Annotated in this window: 14 protein-coding genes and 1 riboswitch; of the genes, 6 read left to right on the top strand and 8 right to left on the bottom strand. The window is 55.7% G+C overall.

Going from position 1 to position 16,126, the window contains the following annotated elements:
- The first annotated feature begins 1 nt into the window (after position 1).
- Positions 2-1,432, top strand: coding sequence for a 6-phospho-beta-glucosidase (locus B9Y90_RS06105; RefSeq protein ID WP_085540574.1), 1,431 nt, complete (start codon positions 2-4; stop codon positions 1,430-1,432).
- A gap of 119 nt (positions 1,433-1,551) precedes the next feature.
- On the opposite strand, the gene B9Y90_RS06100 is transcribed toward B9Y90_RS06105, so the two are convergent.
- Together B9Y90_RS06100 and B9Y90_RS06095 are read right to left on the bottom strand one after the other, a co-directional pair.
- Positions 1,552-3,684: a TonB-dependent receptor family protein gene (locus B9Y90_RS06100; protein WP_085540573.1), complete on the bottom strand. Its 2,133-nt coding sequence runs from the start codon at positions 3,682-3,684 to the stop codon at positions 1,552-1,554.
- A 191-nt stretch (positions 3,685-3,875) separates the two neighbouring features.
- Positions 3,876-5,006 (bottom strand): ABC transporter substrate-binding protein, encoded by a 1,131-nt coding sequence (locus B9Y90_RS06095; RefSeq protein WP_061277974.1) that lies wholly within the window; start codon positions 5,004-5,006, stop codon positions 3,876-3,878.
- A 189-nt stretch (positions 5,007-5,195) separates the two neighbouring features.
- Between B9Y90_RS06095 and hopBF1 the strand changes: the two genes are divergently transcribed.
- Complete coding sequence (gene hopBF1 / locus B9Y90_RS06090; RefSeq protein WP_085540572.1) at positions 5,196-5,807, top strand: T3SS effector protein kinase HopBF1; 612 nt, start codon at positions 5,196-5,198, stop codon at positions 5,805-5,807.
- A 26-nt stretch (positions 5,808-5,833) separates the two neighbouring features.
- Here the strand turns inward: hopBF1 and B9Y90_RS06085 are convergent, their stop codons facing one another.
- On the bottom strand, positions 5,834-6,760 hold the full coding sequence (locus tag B9Y90_RS06085) for a LysR family transcriptional regulator (protein ID WP_039295282.1): 927 nt from the start codon (positions 6,758-6,760) through the stop codon (positions 5,834-5,836).
- A gap of 255 nt (positions 6,761-7,015) precedes the next feature.
- Here B9Y90_RS06085 and B9Y90_RS06080 point away from each other — a divergent pair, with 255 nt between their 5' ends.
- Positions 7,016-7,627, top strand: a complete 612-nt coding sequence (locus B9Y90_RS06080; RefSeq protein WP_197061689.1) for an FMN-dependent NADH-azoreductase — start codon at positions 7,016-7,018, stop codon at positions 7,625-7,627.
- Between the two features lie 60 nt (positions 7,628-7,687).
- On the opposite strand, the gene lpxO is transcribed toward B9Y90_RS06080, so the two are convergent.
- Both lpxO and B9Y90_RS06070 read right to left on the bottom strand, forming a co-directional pair.
- Positions 7,688-8,590 (bottom strand): lipid A hydroxylase LpxO, encoded by a 903-nt coding sequence (lpxO, locus tag B9Y90_RS06075; protein ID WP_085540571.1) that lies wholly within the window; start codon positions 8,588-8,590, stop codon positions 7,688-7,690.
- Between the two features lie 137 nt (positions 8,591-8,727).
- A complete protein-coding gene (locus B9Y90_RS06070) occupies positions 8,728-9,663 on the bottom strand; it encodes a YadA C-terminal domain-containing protein (protein WP_085540570.1) in 936 nt (311 codons plus the stop codon).
- Between the two features lie 440 nt (positions 9,664-10,103).
- Positions 10,104-10,200, top strand: a riboswitch (TPP riboswitch).
- Positions 10,201-10,238: 38 nt separating this feature from the next.
- Between B9Y90_RS06070 and thiM the strand changes: the two genes are divergently transcribed.
- From thiM to B9Y90_RS06055, 3 genes are all read left to right on the top strand, one after another.
- Positions 10,239-11,027, top strand: coding sequence for a hydroxyethylthiazole kinase (gene thiM, locus B9Y90_RS06065; protein WP_085540569.1), 789 nt, complete (start codon positions 10,239-10,241; stop codon positions 11,025-11,027).
- Positions 11,024-11,824 (top strand): bifunctional hydroxymethylpyrimidine kinase/phosphomethylpyrimidine kinase, encoded by an 801-nt coding sequence (gene thiD, locus B9Y90_RS06060; RefSeq protein WP_085540568.1) that lies wholly within the window; start codon positions 11,024-11,026, stop codon positions 11,822-11,824. The genes thiM and thiD overlap by 4 nt, the downstream gene beginning before the upstream one ends.
- Positions 11,825-11,910: 86 nt before the next feature.
- Entirely contained in the window at positions 11,911-12,657 is a 747-nt protein-coding gene (locus tag B9Y90_RS06055) for a GntR family transcriptional regulator (protein WP_039295267.1), read from the top strand.
- On the opposite strand, the gene B9Y90_RS06050 is transcribed toward B9Y90_RS06055, so the two are convergent.
- Genes B9Y90_RS06050 through B9Y90_RS06040 form a run of 3 tightly spaced genes read right to left on the bottom strand, consistent with a single transcriptional unit; the run spans position 12,631 to position 15,891 of the window.
- Positions 12,631-13,611 (bottom strand): PfkB family carbohydrate kinase, encoded by a 981-nt coding sequence (locus tag B9Y90_RS06050; protein ID WP_085540567.1) that lies wholly within the window; start codon positions 13,609-13,611, stop codon positions 12,631-12,633. The two genes, B9Y90_RS06055 and B9Y90_RS06050, sit on opposite strands and share 27 nt — an antisense overlap.
- A complete protein-coding gene (locus tag B9Y90_RS06045; RefSeq protein ID WP_139827352.1) occupies positions 13,598-14,614 on the bottom strand; it encodes an ADP-ribosylglycohydrolase family protein in 1,017 nt (338 codons plus the stop codon). The genes B9Y90_RS06050 and B9Y90_RS06045 overlap by 14 nt, the downstream gene beginning before the upstream one ends.
- The gene (locus tag B9Y90_RS06040) at positions 14,614-15,891 is read right to left on the bottom strand and encodes a nucleoside permease (RefSeq protein WP_176227844.1); all 1,278 of its coding nucleotides are present in this window, start codon (positions 15,889-15,891) and stop codon (positions 14,614-14,616) included. The genes B9Y90_RS06045 and B9Y90_RS06040 overlap by 1 nt, the downstream gene beginning before the upstream one ends.
- Positions 15,892-16,126: the final 235 nt, after the last annotated feature.

Raw genomic sequence — 16,126 nt, 5'->3', positions numbered from 1 at the left:
CATGGCTGAGACAGTTTTTCCAAAAGGATTTTTGTGGGGCGGCGCTATCGCGGCTAATCAGGCCGAGGGCGCGTATCAGGCCGGGGGCAAGGGGCTAAGCACCGTCGATATGATCCCCCATGGCGAGAATCGCCTCGGGGTAAAGCTTGGTGTGGAAAAACGTTTTGCACTGCATGACGATGAATTTTACCCGAGCCACGAGGCCATAGATTTTTACCATCGTTATAAAGACGACATCGCGCTGCTGGCAGAAATGGGGTTCACCGTGTTCCGAACCTCCATAGCGTGGAGCCGCATCTTCCCCAAAGGGGATGAAACGACGCCTAACCCGGAAGGGATCGCCTTCTACCGCGACCTGTTTGCCGAGTGCAAAAAATACAACATCGAACCGCTGGTAACGCTGTGTCACTTCGATGTGCCGATGCACCTGGTGCAGGAATACGGCTCATGGCGCAACCGTAAAATGGTGGAGTTTTTCAGCCGCTACGCGCGCACCTGCTTTGAGGCGTTCGACGGCCTGGTGAAATACTGGCTCACCTTCAATGAAATTAACATCATGCTGCACAGCCCGTTCTCCGGCGCGGGACTGGTCTTTGAAGCAGGCGATAACAAAGAGCAGGTGATGTACCAGGCCGCGCACCACGAGCTGGTTGCCAGCGCGCTGGTCACTAAAATCGCCCACGAAGTTAACCCGCAAAACCAGGTTGGCTGCATGCTGGCGGGGGGGAACTTTTATCCTTACAGCTGCAAGCCGGAGGACGTTTGGGCTGCGCTGGAGAAAGACCGCGAGAATCTGTTCTTTATTGACGTCCAGGCGCGCGGTGCATACCCGGCTTATGCGGCACGAATGTTCCGTGAGAAAGGGATTGAGATTGTCACCGAGCCCGGTGACAACGAGATCCTGAAGAACACTGTCGATTTTGTCTCCTTCAGCTATTACGCCTCGCGCTGTGCTTCGGCAGACATGAACGAGGGCAATACCAACCCGGCGAACATCATTAAATCGCTCAAGAACCCGCACATTACCTTCAGCCAGTGGGGCTGGGGCATCGACCCGCTCGGCCTGCGCATCACCATGAACATGATGTACGACCGCTATCAGAAACCGCTGTTCCTGGTGGAGAACGGGCTGGGCGCGAAAGACGAAGTAAATGCCGAAGGGGAAATCAACGATGACTACCGTATCAGCTACCTGCAGGAACACATTAAAGCAATGGGCGAGGCGATTGCGGACGGTATTCCGGTGATGGGCTACACCTCGTGGGGCTGTATTGATCTGGTGTCCGCGTCAACCGGCGAGATGAGCAAACGCTACGGCTTTGTGTATGTCGATCGTGATGATGAAGGGCAGGGAACGCTGGCGCGCATGCCTAAGAAGTCGTTCTACTGGTATAAGAAGGTGATTGCGAGCAACGGCGGGGATCTGGCGTAATTTTCCCCTCACCCCGGCCCTCTCCCAGAGGGAGAGGGGGAAAAATTCCCCGAAAGATGAGGGAGAAATACCGTTTTATCCCCTCCCTTTTAGGGAGAGGGTTAGGGTGAGGGTTGTGATTAGAACGCCAGAGAACCCTGCACGAAGAAGGTGCGCGGTTCGCCTACGTATTTACCGGAGTTATTATCATTCGAACGCGTGTAATAACGCTGATCGAACAGGTTTTTAATCCCGGCACCCAGTTTCAGGTTAGACAGCGACGGCCCGAAGTCGTACTCACCGCGCATATTCCACACCATGTAGCCTGCGATATTACCAAACTGCCCGTCCGCGCTTTCGTCGGTGATGTAGTTCGGCCCGGTACCCGGTGAGCTTTGTTTAGACTGTGCAAAGCTGTCCAGATTCCATACCCAGTTGCCGGTCGCGTAGCGGGTACCCACGGTGTAAACCTGACGAGAGTAGAACGGCAGGTCTTTACCGGCGAAGTCGCCTTTGTCGTTGGTGGCTTTGGTGTAGGTGTACGTGGTGTATACGCTCACGCCGTCCAGCGCGCGGTTCACTTCGCTCAGATCGTAATTCAGCGCCAGCTCAAGGCCCTGGTGCTTGGTTGCGCCCAGGTTTGTCCAGCCCACAATGTTGTTGATGTATTGCAGCTGATCGTCGAAGTCGATGTAGAACAACGTAGCTTCGGCTTTCAGCGTGGTGTCGTCATAACGGGTGCCGAACTCGTAGGTATGCGCTTTTTCAGGCGTCAGGCCCGCTGCCGGCTGGTTGCCGCTGCCGCCACGGGTCAGCTGGAAGTACTGCATGCTGCCGAAGGAGGTGCTGGCGTTGGCGAACAGTTTCCAGGCATCAGACATATGGTACATCACGCTAATAGAAGGCAGCGGCTGGCTGTAGGTCTTCTCGCGATCGATGTTCTGGAAGGAATCGCTGGTGTGCGTTTTGATGCTTTCATAGCGCAGGCCAGGGGTGATCGTCCAGTCGCTGACGTTGATGGCATCATCAATATAGAAAGCGTTGGCTGCAGTACCGCCGGAGCTGTGCTGGTAGTACTCGGTCATGTCCGGTTTGGTGAAGGTTGTCGCCGGATCATACGCTTTTGGCGTGCGGTAACCTTTCTCGTCCGACGTTTCGTTCAGGTAGCGGTAGCCCAGGGTGACCTCGTGAGACATATCCCAGAAGCGGAAGAGCTGAGAATAGGTTGGCTCAATCGCCCAGGTGGAGTAGTTGCGAGGCGCTGAGTTCAGGGTACGTTTGTTGCCCTTGAAATATTCCAGATCGCTGCTGCGGTAGCTGTCGGTGAAGTAGGTCAGGACTTCCAGCTTTTTGTCGTCTTCGGTGTGCTTATATTTGAAGGACATATCCTTGCGGCGGCCTTCAAAGCTGTCCCAGCGGCGGTCTGACTGGAACGGGTCTTTCGCATACTGGGCGGTCGTCAGGCCGCCCGGCATGCCGGACTGGGCTTCGTAATAGTGGAAGTTAGCCTGCAGCTCATCGCGATCGGTGAAGTTGTACTTCGTCTTCAGCATGAAATCGTCGATGTCGGTATTGTCGTTGCTTTCGCGGTAGCCCTGGCCGTGCAGGCCGGAGTAAAGCAGTTCTGCACCAAAGCCGTTATCGGCCGTGCCGCCCACGGAAGCGCTGGTCAGCGTCTTCAGGCCACCGTGGCTGGCACCCTGGGTCTGCGCGCTGACGGTGCCGCCAAATTCTTTCGGAATATCGCGGGTCACAAAGTTAATCACGCCGCCGACGTTTTGCGGCCCATAGCGCACCGCGCCGCCGCCGCGAACCACGTCCACGGACTGAATGTTGCCCATGCCCAGCGGTGCCATCGAAAGCTGTGGCTGGCCGTAAGGGGCAACCGCCAGTGGAATACCGTCCATCAGGATGGTAGAGCGTGGTGACAGGCGAGAAGTCAGGCCACGCACGCCAACGTTGAGCGAAATGTCGCTGCCGCCGGTGCCGTTGCTGTCACGCACCTGAACGCCGGGAATGCCCTTCAGCGCATCTGCAAGCGTCTCAGAGCCCTGTTCATGAAGCTGCTGCTCGGTGACGATTGAGCGAGCGCCAGGGTGGTTAAGCAGTACGGTGCTGGTGTCCGGGTTATCCAGCCAGTTACCGACGACGGTAATGTCATCAGCTTTTTTATCTGCTGGAGCTTTATCTGTTTGAGTGTTATCTGCGGCGAGAGCTGGCAGCGCAAATGCTATCGCGCTTGCCAGGAGAGAGACACGAAAAAGGGGGCGCATCATCATTCCTATCGAATTATGGGGTTATCGTTATGAGTTTTTTTGGAAATGACAATCTTAATGATAATTATTTTCAAGTAAATAGTTTTATTACGGAATAATTCGGAATAAGTCAGAAAGTAAGCAAAAAAAAGCCGAGCGATTAGGTTAGCGCTCGGCAGGAAAGACCAACAGGCTATGGATTCAGCTCATTAAGGGGTAACCCAGAACACGCCGCTGTAGTCCAGCGCGGTGAACTGCTTGTGAACCTGTTCGATGTCGGCCTGGGGATCAATGTCCTTGAACAGGTCCGGGTGCAGGAACTTAGCGATGGTTTCCACTGCGATATAGTTCAGCGGAGAGTCGTAGAACTGGTGGTAAATCGCCATCACGCGCTTCTCTTTCACCGCCGTCAGCACGTTAATGCCGGTCCGGTTCATCAGCCCTTTGAGCTTTTGTTCGGCCACGGCTTTATCGGCCATATAGCCCAGCGGCACGGCTTTTGGCGCGCGATTGCCGCGGTTCCAGTCGGCACCGGTCATCAGGTAAAAGTCCGGGTTGCTGGTGATCACCTGCTCGGTGTTTACCTGGCCGCTCATTTCCGGGAACAGCTTGCTGCCAATATTGTTGCCGCCGGCGGTATCAATAAACTGGCCGTAGCTGCCCTTGCCGAAGGTCTGGCAGCATTCGTCGCCGCGAATGCCCGCCGCGCGCTCAATAAACACGCTCGGACGCTGCTCAGGTTTCAGCGTGGCCACGCGCTCGCGGACCAGGTTCATCCGCTGCTGGTAGTGCTGAATAAAGGCGTCTGCGTTTTTCTGCTCGTCAAACACTTTGCCCAGCAGTTCGATGCTAGGCAGCGTGTTGGTCAACGGCTGCTGGCGGAAGTCGATAATCAGCACCGGAATGCCCACTTTTTCCAGCTGGCTCAGCACGCCACTGTTCTTCAGCTTGGCCAGCACGCCGATGTCAAAAATGATCAGGTCTGGCTGTAAGGTAACCGCTTTTTCGACGCTGAAATCCGTGTAGTACGGGTTTTCAAACATCGTGATTTTGCTTACCTGCGGGAATTTTCGCGCATAGGCGTCCGCGAGATCGGGCGCTTTGGTCTTCAGCGAGTTATCCCAGGCAATGATGTTTTCCAGCGGATCCTTCGGGTGAATAATATTCAGCGCCAGCAGGGCTCGCGCATCGGCCAGCATCACTCGCTTTGCCGGATGGGGCAGCGTCACTTCCCGGCCCGCTACGTCGGTAACAACAATCGGGGCGGCCTGGGCGGCGAAGCTCAGCAGGGCAACGGCGGCGAGCAGCCAGCGAGCTTTGGCGGTAAACACTGTGAACATGGATGACCTTCAGAACGGGAAAATTTAGGAAGGGAATGATAATCGATCTCATAGCGTTTGGAATGGGGATGCGGGAATTTTTCTGGTTACGAAAGGTGCCAGGGCTTGGCTTACGGGAACCTGCGGGCTGCCAGAGCTACTCAAGGGCTTTGCTATAGCGCGGTGTTGTACCGCACAGGAGAGTCCATCATGTATACCGTTTCAAATAATGCAGCCCAGGGGCGGCACTTGCATGCATCGAATGTACAGGCACCAGCCACGGCGTTTCAGGATGTGCCGTCGCTGGGGCAAAAGATCGGTGCAGGAAGTCAAAAAGATGTCTTTCATTCGCGGCAGGATCCACGCAAGTGCGTATGCCTGTTCAGACCTGGCACTACTGGCACCATTTCAGCGGAACAATACGCTTTAAAAGAGCTTGAAACCACCAAACAGCTTAAGCATCTCGGCTTCCCCGTGGTGGATGCTCATGCCCTGGTCAAACATGGCGGTAGTGTCGGCGTGGAGAAAGACTATATCCACAACGCTTTTGATTCCGAAGATATCGTGAATAATAAGAAAAGCCTGCCGGATGATAAGAAATTCAATCAAAACGTGCTGGCGGACTGTAATGCCATTATTAACAAGCTGAAAAACCATGAATTGCATATCGACGATCTGCAATTTTTAGTCGACAGCCATGGCCGCGTGCTGATTAACGATCCGCGCGATGTGATTCGCTCCTCGCCGGATAAAAGCATCAGTAAAGTCAATGAACTGCGGGCTCATGCTTTAAATAACCTGCTGGATATTGATAGCGACTGATACCCGGCCTGATGCCGTGGATGAAATTAGTCTTTAAGCCGGCTGGCGGCCAGTTTTGCCGGGCAGAGGTTTTTAAGCCGCTCAATCAGCCAGCGTCCGGCCGGGCCGGGCGGGGAGGCAATTGGGTAGACGCCAAACATCGGCAGCGCGAGTCCATCGGGCGGGACGTCCTCAATGTTCAGCCGCACCAGCCGTCCCTCGCGAATATCTCGTTCGACAACGTGCGACGGCATGCTGCCCCAGCCGAGGCCGTCGAGCAAAAAGGCGTGTTTGGCCAGCAGATCGCCCAGCCGCCAGGTAGAAGGCGACATCACGCCAAACTCTTTCCCTTTGGAAAGCTCGGAGCGGTCGGTCAGCACCAGCTGAACGTGTTTGGTCAGCTCTGCTTTTGGCACCATACCCTCGAACTGCGCCAGCGGGTGATCGGGCGCGGCTACCATTACCAGAGAAACGCCGGTCAGACGCTCCCCGGTCAGCGAGGCCGGCATATCCGGCAGTGAGCCAAGAATACCAATCCCCGCGCTGCCGTTAAGCACCGGTTTGTAGCCACCGCCCAGCGCCTCAACAAACAGGCGCAGCGGTGTGCCGGGGAACTGTTCGCGGAAGGCTTTGGCCGCCGAAGTCATCGCCTCCAGCGGGAAGAAAACGTCCACTACCACCGAGAGTTCTGACTCCAGCCCCGATGACATCCCGCGCGCTCGCGCCTTCATAAAATCAACGCCAGAAACAATGCAGCGGGCGTCGATCAGCAGCACTTCCCCCTCAGGCGTTAGCTTTGGGTAGCGGCCGGAACGGTCAAACAGCTGCACGCCAATCTGGGCTTCCAGCCCTTTAATCAAATCGCTGATCACCGACTGGGCGCGGTACATCTTGCGGGCGGCCGCGGAGAAGCTGCCTTCGTCGACGGCGGCAATAAACGTGCGAAGTTGGTCCAGCGAAATACCGTCCAGCATTGTGATTCCTGCCTGGTAGTGAAGGGGTGAAGCGCAATATAGCCCTTCGGCATGGCTTTGTCATTGGCGAAGATGTATCGGGTTTGGCGATGGATTACATCGAAATATAACGGCTATTCGGGTGGGAAAGGCGGTGGCATAGTGACAGCCATGTTCAGCGAATCTTAAAGATTGAGCACACCTATGTTAACGGCTTTAAAAAAACTCTTAACGCGCTTATCCCCTAAACCAGGCTCCATTTCAGAGGCTAAAACGATGTCGACTATCCTGCATATTGATACCAGTGTTCTGGGCGGTTATTCCGTCAGCCGCCAGCTGTCGGCGGAGATTGTTGCCCGCCAGAAAACGCTACACCCTGGTGCCACCGTGATTTATCGCGACCTGGTGCAGTCCCCGGCTCAGCACCTGTCCGACAAGCACATTGCCGCTTTCCAGGGCGCGGAAGTGACCGACGCTGAGCTGGGCGCAGATCTTGCTGCCGGTGGGGCGTTTATTGACGACCTGTTCGCCGCGGATGTGATTGTCATTGGCGTGCCGATGTACAACTTCTCTATTCCATCCCAGCTTAAGGCGTGGATCGACCGTGTTTGTGTGGCCGGGCGCACCTTCCAGTACGGTGCCAACGGCCCGGAAGGCCTGCTGCCAAAAGGCAAAAAAGTATTTATCGCTTCATCGCGCGGCGGCCAGTACACCGGCGACAGCCCGGCGGCATTCCTCGAGCATCAGGAATCCTATCTGAAAGCGGTGCTGGGCTTTATTGGCCTGACCGACGTGACCATTATCCGCGCAGAAAACCTGGGCCGTGGCGACGAAGCGAAAAGTGCCGCAATCGCCGATGCCAAAAACCAGATCGCGTCGCTGGCCTGATAACGGATAAAGAGCCTTTGCTATTACTGCAAAGGCTCTTCTGTTTCATGAAGGCTGAAACTAAAACGCCCGCCAGATAAGCACGGCAATCCCGCCAAACAGGATCCATTTCACGATGTAATACACCGTTTTATTCCAGCTTTTTAACTTCTTGCCGACGATACGAATCTGATAGATGTAGCGGAAAGCGCGGTTGATCCCGCCGATGCGGTCATTTTCATCGTTGGGTGCCGAGGCGGCGCTCATCAGGTTGCGCCCGAGCCAGTGGTTAACCGCCTGAGCCCAGCGATAACGCATCGGTCTTTCCACGTCACAGAACAGAATCAGGCGATTTTCGCCGCTGGTGTTTTCCGCATAGTGAATATAGGTTTCATCGAACAGGACGCCTTCGCCGTCCCGCCAGCTATAGCGCTGTCCGTCCACTTCAATAAAGCAGCGATCGTCATTCGGGGTCGCAAGTCCAAGATGAAAACGCAGCGAGCCGGCATACGGGTCCCGGTGTCTTGGCAGGCGGCTGCCGTCGGGCAGGGTAGCGAACATCGCAGCTTTGATGGACGGAATGGTGCGCAGCAGTTCGGTGGTTTTCGGGCACAGTAAGCTGGCTGACGGGTGGGCATTTTCATACCATTTCAGGTAAAAGCGCTTCCAGCCTGTTTTAAAGAAGGAGTTGAAACCGGCGTCGTTAAATTTTTCTGCGGCTTTTATCTGCTCCATTTGTTGCAGATGCATACCTTCGTCGCGAATCACTTCCCAGTTTTCCCGCAGCGTTGTTAGCTCGGGAAAGGTTTCTGGCGTTAAATAGGGCGTATTCGGCACCCTGGAGAAAAGATACATAAAACCGTTAAGTGGGGCGGTAAACGTTGAATGGTCCGACAGCTGTCGCCAGAAACGAAAACGAATCTTGCCGCGGTAATGCACATAGACCACTGAAATAATAATGACGATTAAAATAATATATTTCATATTGTTATCTGACCACTGTGTTTTTTGGAACGATCCCTGCCGGGCCAAAGCCCCGACTGCCAAAAATGCGCCTTTGTAAAGGCGCTGAAATAGAGCTTAGCAGTGGTTTTAGCGAAGTAAATGTTGCCAGGAACAACTTACCAGCCTACAGATAACCCCGCACCGTAACCCACATTGTTTTCTGTATCGTCACTGACGGTGGCTTTCACAACAACAGTATTTCCGATACGTGTAGAGGCGCCCACGGCTAAAGCATTTTCGCCTTCATAGCCGCCAATACCTGCCCCTATAGCCACGGTTTGATTATTCATCACCTGCGGTATATTGCTCATTGCCATCGCGCCAGAGATACCCGCGTTGGCCTCTTTTTGATTATTGTTAACCTCATCTTTTAATGCAGAAAATCCATTATTTAATTTGTCTATCGATTGACTATTATCCTGAATCAGGCGGGTATTGTTTTCTGCGCGTTCAGTATTTAAAGAAATATTGTTAGCGTTAGTGGATACGCGTGCCTGCGTTGCCGTATCAAGTTTCGTTTCGGTGGTCGTCAGGCCATTTGTGCCTTTAATACCATTGGTCCCGTTTTTACCATCAACGCCATTTTTTACCTGAGACTGGACATATTCGATCATCGCCTTATCTTTGGCTGCCTGGCGGTCGGCATCTGTTGCCGTGCTGTCCAGGTGTCTACTCTTGTCCACTATGGGCGGCACTACCGGGTCCACAACCGTCGTCTTTGAAGGCGTAAGCGTGCTGGCGACGATAGAATGGGGGGCATCGAGATGGGGAGTTACAGGTTCTGAATGGTCGCCATCCAGATGCGGTGTGGTGGTAATCCCACTCACAAAATCACTCGTAAAGTTTGTATTATGGGCGTGGTCATAATCTCGCACAGCCTGCTGTTGCGTTGCATCCATACTTTCAAAACGGGCATTAGCGTCCTGCCAGGTAATCGTTTTATTCACCATGCTGTTATAGAAATCACTCACCATATCGGCCCGGGCAGCAGCCGAAAGCACGAAAATACTCAATACCACGGCCAGTGATTGACCAACGTTAATGGATTTCATTTTTCTCTCGCCATAAATAATTTTAAAAGTGCCAATGCATTATTTGATGCATTGATAACGGCGATGAACTATCCCGGAATGTGACAATGCGATCCTTGATCTAAATCATAAGAAAATTCTTAGTTGAAAGTGTTTAAAATGGCTAAAACAGGCCGTTCACATTCATCACTTGTGCTGGTGTCCGAACGCTTACATGGCTGTTACAACCGGGGCAGGTGAGCTTACGTTTGAAAGTCCAGTGACGCATAGGGTATGCGATGACAGGACCGTTTAGTGCGGCCAAATTCGCCGGAATGATCTCTTCTCCAAATCGCCCTCCGTCCAGCCAGGCCCGCTACGTAAAACCCGCAAAGCGCCGCTTTTGCCGTTTACAAGACTTCCTGCTGGCATTACCATCCTCCTCACGGATTAATGACCTGCATTAATCACAACATATTGCTGTAAATGACTCGGGGTGCCCTTCTTTGTGAAGGCTGAGAAATACCCGTACCACCTGATCTGGATAATGCCAGCGTAGGGAAGTCAGATGCCTGTCCGGCGTCCCTTCTTTCACGCCGGACAGGAGCCTTACCGTTATGCAACCTGACCTGCTGCCCGGCGCGACCGCCGTCTCTGTTTTACACCATCTCCGCCAGCATTCGCCGCTGGTTCACTGCATGACCAATGACGTAGTGCAAACCTTTACCGCTAACGTGCTGCTGGCGCTTGGGGCTGCCCCGGCGATGGTGATTGAAGCCGAAGAAGCGGCGCAGTTTAGCGGGCTTGCCAGCGCGCTGCTGATCAACATTGGCACGCTGACATCAGAACGTTCGGCTGCGATGTTGGCCGCGATTCACGCCGCCAATAGCGCCGGAACGCCGTGGGCGCTCGACCCGGTCGCCGTGGGCGGTCTGGCTTTCCGCACGCGTTTTGCCCGCGAAATTATTCAACTGAAACCCGCCGCCATTCGCGGTAATGCGTCTGAAATCATGGCGTTAGCGGGCGAGCAGGCCGGAGGCCGTGGCGTAGACAGCACCGATGATGCGCTTTCGGCTATTCCGGCTGCGCAAAAGCTGGCGCGTGAAACCGGCGCGGTGGTTGCCGTAACCGGAGAAACTGATTACGTCACCGACGGCGAGCGAACGCTTGCCGTGACCGGCGGGGGAGAACTAATGACGCGTGTGGTCGGCACCGGATGTGCGCTTTCCGCCGTGGTGGCTGCGTGCTCTGCATTGCCGGGGGACAGGCTGGACAACGTCGCCAGCGCCTGCCGCTTTATGTCGCTTGCTGGCGAGCAGGCCATCGCCGCCAGCCGTGGGCCGGGCAGTTTTACCCCAGCCTTCCTCGACGCCCTTTATCTGCTGAACGCGGAGGTGCTGGTATGAAACGCATCAACGTATTAACCATCGCCGGAACCGATCCAAGCGGCGGGGCGGGTATCCAGGCCGATCTGAAAACTTTCTCGGCGCTCGGCGCTTATGGCACTAGCGTCATCACCGCGCTGGTGGCGCAGAATACCCGTGGCGTGCAGTCCGTTTACCGTATTGAGCCTGAGTTTGTGGCGGCGCAGTTAGATTCTGTCCTGAGCGACGTGCGCATCGACACCACAAAAATCGGCATGCTGGCAGAAACCGATATCGTTGAAGCTGTAGCAGAGCGGCTGGCCTTCTATAAGGCGAAAAACGTGGTGCTGGACACGGTGATGCTGGCGAAGAGCGGCGATCCGTTGCTGGCCCCGTCGGCGGTGGAAAGCTTACGTCGGAAGCTATTGCCGCATGTCGCGCTGATCACGCCCAATCTCCCTGAAGCGGCAGCGCTGCTGGATGCGCCCCATGCACGCAGTGAAAAAGAGATGCGTGAACAAGGAGAAGCGCTGCTGGCAATGGGCTGTGAGGCTGTACTGATTAAAGGCGGGCACCTCGACGATGCAGAAAGCCCGGACTGGCTGTTTACCCGCCACGATGTCCAGCGTTTTACCGCGCCGCGTGTGCAGACGAAAAATACCCACGGCACAGGCTGTACTTTATCCGCCGCGCTGGCGGCGCTGCGCCCCCGTCATGATGACTGGGCGCAAACCGTGGCTGCCGCAAAAATCTGGTTGTCTAAAGCGCTGGCGCAGGCGGATTCGCTGGAAGTCGGGCACGGTATCGGCCCGGTGCATCATTTTCACGAGTGGTGGTAACTGTCGGTTAAGAGAGAAGTTTTTAGCCAGCATAATACCAGTGGTACTATACTGGCTTCATCTTCCTTGCCGGACAATTGCGTACCATGGAACAGGCTCATCACCAGTTAGTTGAACAGCTCAAACAGCGCTTTGCCGCCCCGGATAACGCTCCTCTGTACCTCAAGTTTGTTGAAACGGTAAAAAATGCCGTGCGCGCGGGCCTGTTGCCGCAGGGTAATATCCTGCCGGGGGAGCGGGATCTCAGCCAGCTTACGGGCGTGTCACGCATTACCGTGCGCAAGGCGATGCAGGCGCTGGAAGATGAAGGTGTGGTAACACGTTCGCGCGGCTACGGGACGCAAATTAACGCCACGTTTGAGTATTCACTGAAAGAGGCCAGAGGGTTTTCGCAGCAGGTTGTGCTCCGGGGTAAAAAGCCAAACACGTTGTGGGTGAACAAACGCGTGGTGAAATGCCCGGCAGACGTGGCGGAACAGCTCGCGATCCCGGCGGAAAGCGAGGTCTTTTTGCTAAAGCGTATTCGCTATGTGGATGAAGATGCGGTGTCTATCGAAGAGTCTTACGTGCCGACCGGGCTGATTGCCGACCCGGATGAGATTGGCGTTTCGCTGTACGACTATTTCCGCAGCCAGAACATTATTCCGCAGCGCACCCGCAGCCGGGTGAGCGCCAGAATGCCGGACAGCGAATTCCAGTCACACATCAAACTGGAAACGCCGGTGCCGGTTTTGGTCATCAAACAGGTGGCGTTCGACCCGCATAACCGGCCCATTGAGTACAGCATCAGCCACTGCCGCAGCGACTTATACGTTTTCGTCTGCGAGGAGTAAGGCCTGCTCGAGCTGTGCGAGTTTTGGCGCGCAGTCCCCGCCCCGGTGGCCAACCACGTAGCTGGCTACCGCATTACCGAGACTGACAGCTTCTTCCAGGCTCCAGCCTGCTGCCAGGCCCGCAATTGTGCCACCCGCGTGGCTGTCACCCGCGCCGATGGTATCCACGACGGTGGTCGGGAAGGGCGCAGCGATCCCCATATTATCGCCGTCCGCAAACCACGCGCCGTCCTTATCTAAACGAACGATCAGCGGGCTGGCGTAGCGGGTCTGCCATGCGCGGCAGATCGCTTCGATGTTTTCAGGATCGACTTCAAGCCATTCGGCAACAATCGCCGCTTCCTGACGGTTGAGCGAAACAATCGGTTTGCAGGCCATAATCCGCGCCAGCAGCGGCTGCGGAATATCCGCGATACGCGGGCCAAAGTCGATAAACGGCGTAATTGCCTCCAGCGACTCCAGCCAGCCAACGAGCAGTTCCGCGCACGGCCCGGCAAGCTGGTAGCCAGAGAGCGACAGCAGGCTGCCTGGCGGGATGCTCAGGCCGTCAAGCCAGGCCTGACTCCACTGGTGCTCGACGCCGCGAAACGACATAAAGGTGCGCTCACCGTCGGGTTCGACCAGCGCCAGGCACCAGCCGTTGTCTCCCGCATCGGTGTGGATCTCGCTGCGGATGTGCTGTTTTTCGAGGCTGTTGCGAATAATATCGGCCCAGGTTCCCTGGCCAATCGGCAGCGCGTTCTGCGAGGCGATGCCGAGGCGTGAAAGCGTGATGGCGATGTTCAGCGCGCAGCCACCGATGTTCACGCCTTGCTGATGCAGTTCGATATCGCAGCCGCGCCACGGCAGGGCATAGGCGTCGGCGATGACGTCAATCACCGCCGAACCGAGCACGCAAACCGGGCGCTGAGCCTGGAGCTGGGGCAGTTTGCTCAGCAGTTCATTTGGCTTCATGGCTGGCCTCTCTTTGCTGGCGGTAAGCCATAAAGATGCGGCTGTAGCGCGTGAAGTCGAGCTGGTTCTCTTCATCCAGCTCCTGTTTTAACGCCGGGTCGATGCTTTCCACGCCGTTCAGTGCGCCGCAGATAGCCGTGGCCATCGCACCGATGGTGTCGGTATCTCCCCCGAGGTTGGCACACAGTACTGCGCAGCGGTTAGGGTCGGTTTTCGCCAGTTCGACCATTGCAATCGCCGCCGGTACGGACTCCACGGTGCTGGTGCCTGTGCCGACCAACTGGTAAATCTCTTCCATGGCGGATTCGGTGCCACGCGCTTTTCTTGCCACGCTCAGCGCTAATTCCAGGCGTGCCGCGAGGGAAGCGCTAAATGTCGTGATGCGTTTTTCCTGCGCGTGGCGGGCGATGGACGGCAGCTCATCGCAAATCGTTGCCCAGCTTGCACCGTCGATGGCGCGGGAGATGGCCCAGGCAATAACAACCGCTCCGGCAATCGCTAAATCTGATTTGTGCGTCGGGCTTGACGCTAACGCGACCTCGTCCACAAACTCATCGAGATTGGCCGTCGGCAGCAGGCAGCCAAGCGGGGAGGCACGCATCGCCGCCCCGTTGGTTACGCCGTTGTTTTCCAGCTCGCTCACCGGCGTCCCTTGTTTAATCGCATTCAGGGCTATTTTCGATGTTGGTCCGAGCACGTTTTTATTAAACGCATCGAACCCTTCTGCCCACGCCAGGATATGGCGGCCAATGGCGTCCGGGTTGATAGCCCCGTGGTGTTCGATGATGGCATCTGCCAGCGCCAGCGCCATCGACGTGTCATCAGTAAACTTAGCGCGGGCAAAATAACAGGCGGCATTGTTTTCCGCCGGGCCCGGCAGGAACTTGTCTATCCAGCCGAAGTGGGCCTTTACCCGCGAGCGCGGCCACAGTTCGGACGGCATGCCCATCGCATCACCTAACATCTGGCCGTAAAAGGCTCCCAGAATACGATTTTCCATTATTACGCTTCCTTTAATACTTTTTCAGATTCATCACCGGCAACGGCGATGGCAGCAATCTCTTTGTCCGACTCGCGGAAGAAGACCATGAACAGCACGGCGATGGCGGCAATCATTATCGCGCCAAAGCCCCACATCCCCGTCCAGTTAAAGGTCTGGCCGTTCACCGGCGAGGAGTAAGCAAACATTTTTTCCATCATTTTGCCGCCGAGGCTGTAGCCCAGCAGGCTGCCGAAGCCCTGGCAGCAAAGTGTGATCAACCCCTGCGCCGCGGTGCGCATATACACCGGGGATTTCTTGTCCACGTAAATGTAGGCGGTGACGTAGTAGAAGTCATAGCTCACGCCGTGCAGCAGAATGCCGAGGAACAGCAGGCCGTAGGTGAACAGGTGCGACGCATCGCCGTAGACAAAGAAGCCGTAGCGAATGGCGGCGGTAATCAGGCCCAGCAGCAGAACCTTTTTAATACCAAAGCGCTTAGTGAAGAACGGCAGCGCCAGCATAAAGAAGATTTCCGAGAACTGGCCGAGCGTCATCCAGCCCGTGGCGTTATGCATCCCGACTTCGGTCAGGTAGCCGTTGGCGAAGATGTAGTAGAACGCTAGCGGCATCGCAAACAGGAAGGAACAGAAGAAGAAGACCAGGAAGTTTTTGTCTTTCAGCAGCACCAGCGCGTCCAGGCCCAGCATCACCTTCAGGCTCAGCTTGCCGGTGCTTTTCGGCGGAGTGTTCGGAAGGAAGAACGCGAATACGCCTAAAGCGACCGAGCTGATGGCGGTGATCAGCAGCGGCACGTTGGTGGGCGAGATATCGCTGAAGCCCAGCATCTGCGGCAGGAAGCCGCACACGATCCCGGAGGCAATCCAGCCGATGGTCCCCATCACGCGAATACGCGGGAAATCACGCTCCACGTCGTCGACGTTGGAAAACGCGATGCTGTTGGTCAGCGCGATGGTCGGCATATAGGTGAGCGAGTAAGCCAGCAGGAGCGGGAAGAAATAGACAAACTCCGTTTGCTGAGCGGCCAGATACATCAGCCCGGCGCCGACGAACATCAGCAGCGCCAGCACTTTTTGCGCGGCAAAGAAGCGGTCGGTCAGCGAGCCGACCAGGATAGGTGACAAAATAGCAGCGATGGCGGTGCAGGCGTAGGACCAGCCAATTTCGCCGGCGGTAAAACCACTTTTGTTGAGGAACAGCCACAGGGGCACAAACCAGGCGCCCCAGATAAACCATTCCATAAACATCATGAACGAAAGGCTAATCGTTGTACGTTTCATGCTCAGGACCTTCATGACAGGTGTAGGGTGTGCCTTAACCATACCAATGAATAATACCTTTTAAATACCTTTGCGTCGATTCTATGATCGCCCTTGCAAAAATAACCGGGTGGCCACCTGGCTTTACTCCTGGAAAGGAGGCAAAAGTGCGCTCGAACTGGCAAATCCCCGCCGTCGGTACCAAGCTTAGTGCGGCCGGTTTTTTCGACCCGGCAGAACAGGATTTTTCATGCGC

The sequence above is a fragment of the Cedecea sp. NFIX57 genome (genome assembly GCF_900177785.1).
Lineage (GTDB): Bacteria > Pseudomonadota > Gammaproteobacteria > Enterobacterales > Enterobacteriaceae > Cedecea > Cedecea neteri_C.
Note: the sequence above shows the minus strand (reverse complement) of the source record. Positions and strands in the feature narration are given on the sequence as shown.

Bases quoted from the DNA above. Each gene is read 5' to 3' on its own strand.
- B9Y90_RS06050 (WP_085540567.1), bottom strand. From the start codon at position 13,611: ATGAAGCCAAATGAACTGCTGAGCAAACTGCCCCAGCTCCAGGCTCAG.
- thiM (WP_085540569.1), top strand. From the start codon at position 10,239: ATGCAACCTGACCTGCTGCCCGGCGCGACCGCCGTCTCTGTTTTACAC.
- B9Y90_RS06055 (WP_039295267.1), top strand. From the start codon at position 11,911: ATGGAACAGGCTCATCACCAGTTAGTTGAACAGCTCAAACAGCGCTTT.
- thiD (WP_085540568.1), top strand. From the start codon at position 11,024: ATGAAACGCATCAACGTATTAACCATCGCCGGAACCGATCCAAGCGGC.
- B9Y90_RS06095 (WP_061277974.1), bottom strand. From the start codon at position 5,006: ATGTTCACAGTGTTTACCGCCAAAGCTCGCTGGCTGCTCGCCGCCGTT.
- B9Y90_RS06080 (WP_197061689.1), top strand. From the start codon at position 7,016: ATGTCGACTATCCTGCATATTGATACCAGTGTTCTGGGCGGTTATTCC.
- lpxO (WP_085540571.1), bottom strand. From the start codon at position 8,590: ATGAAATATATTATTTTAATCGTCATTATTATTTCAGTGGTCTATGTG.
- B9Y90_RS06105 (WP_085540574.1), top strand. From the start codon at position 2: ATGGCTGAGACAGTTTTTCCAAAAGGATTTTTGTGGGGCGGCGCTATC.
- B9Y90_RS06100 (WP_085540573.1), bottom strand. From the start codon at position 3,684: ATGCGCCCCCTTTTTCGTGTCTCTCTCCTGGCAAGCGCGATAGCATTT.
- B9Y90_RS06085 (WP_039295282.1), bottom strand. From the start codon at position 6,760: ATGCTGGACGGTATTTCGCTGGACCAACTTCGCACGTTTATTGCCGCC.
- hopBF1 (WP_085540572.1), top strand. From the start codon at position 5,196: ATGTATACCGTTTCAAATAATGCAGCCCAGGGGCGGCACTTGCATGCA.
- B9Y90_RS06070 (WP_085540570.1), bottom strand. From the start codon at position 9,663: ATGAAATCCATTAACGTTGGTCAATCACTGGCCGTGGTATTGAGTATT.
- B9Y90_RS06040 (WP_176227844.1), bottom strand. From the start codon at position 15,891: ATGAAACGTACAACGATTAGCCTTTCGTTCATGATGTTTATGGAATGG.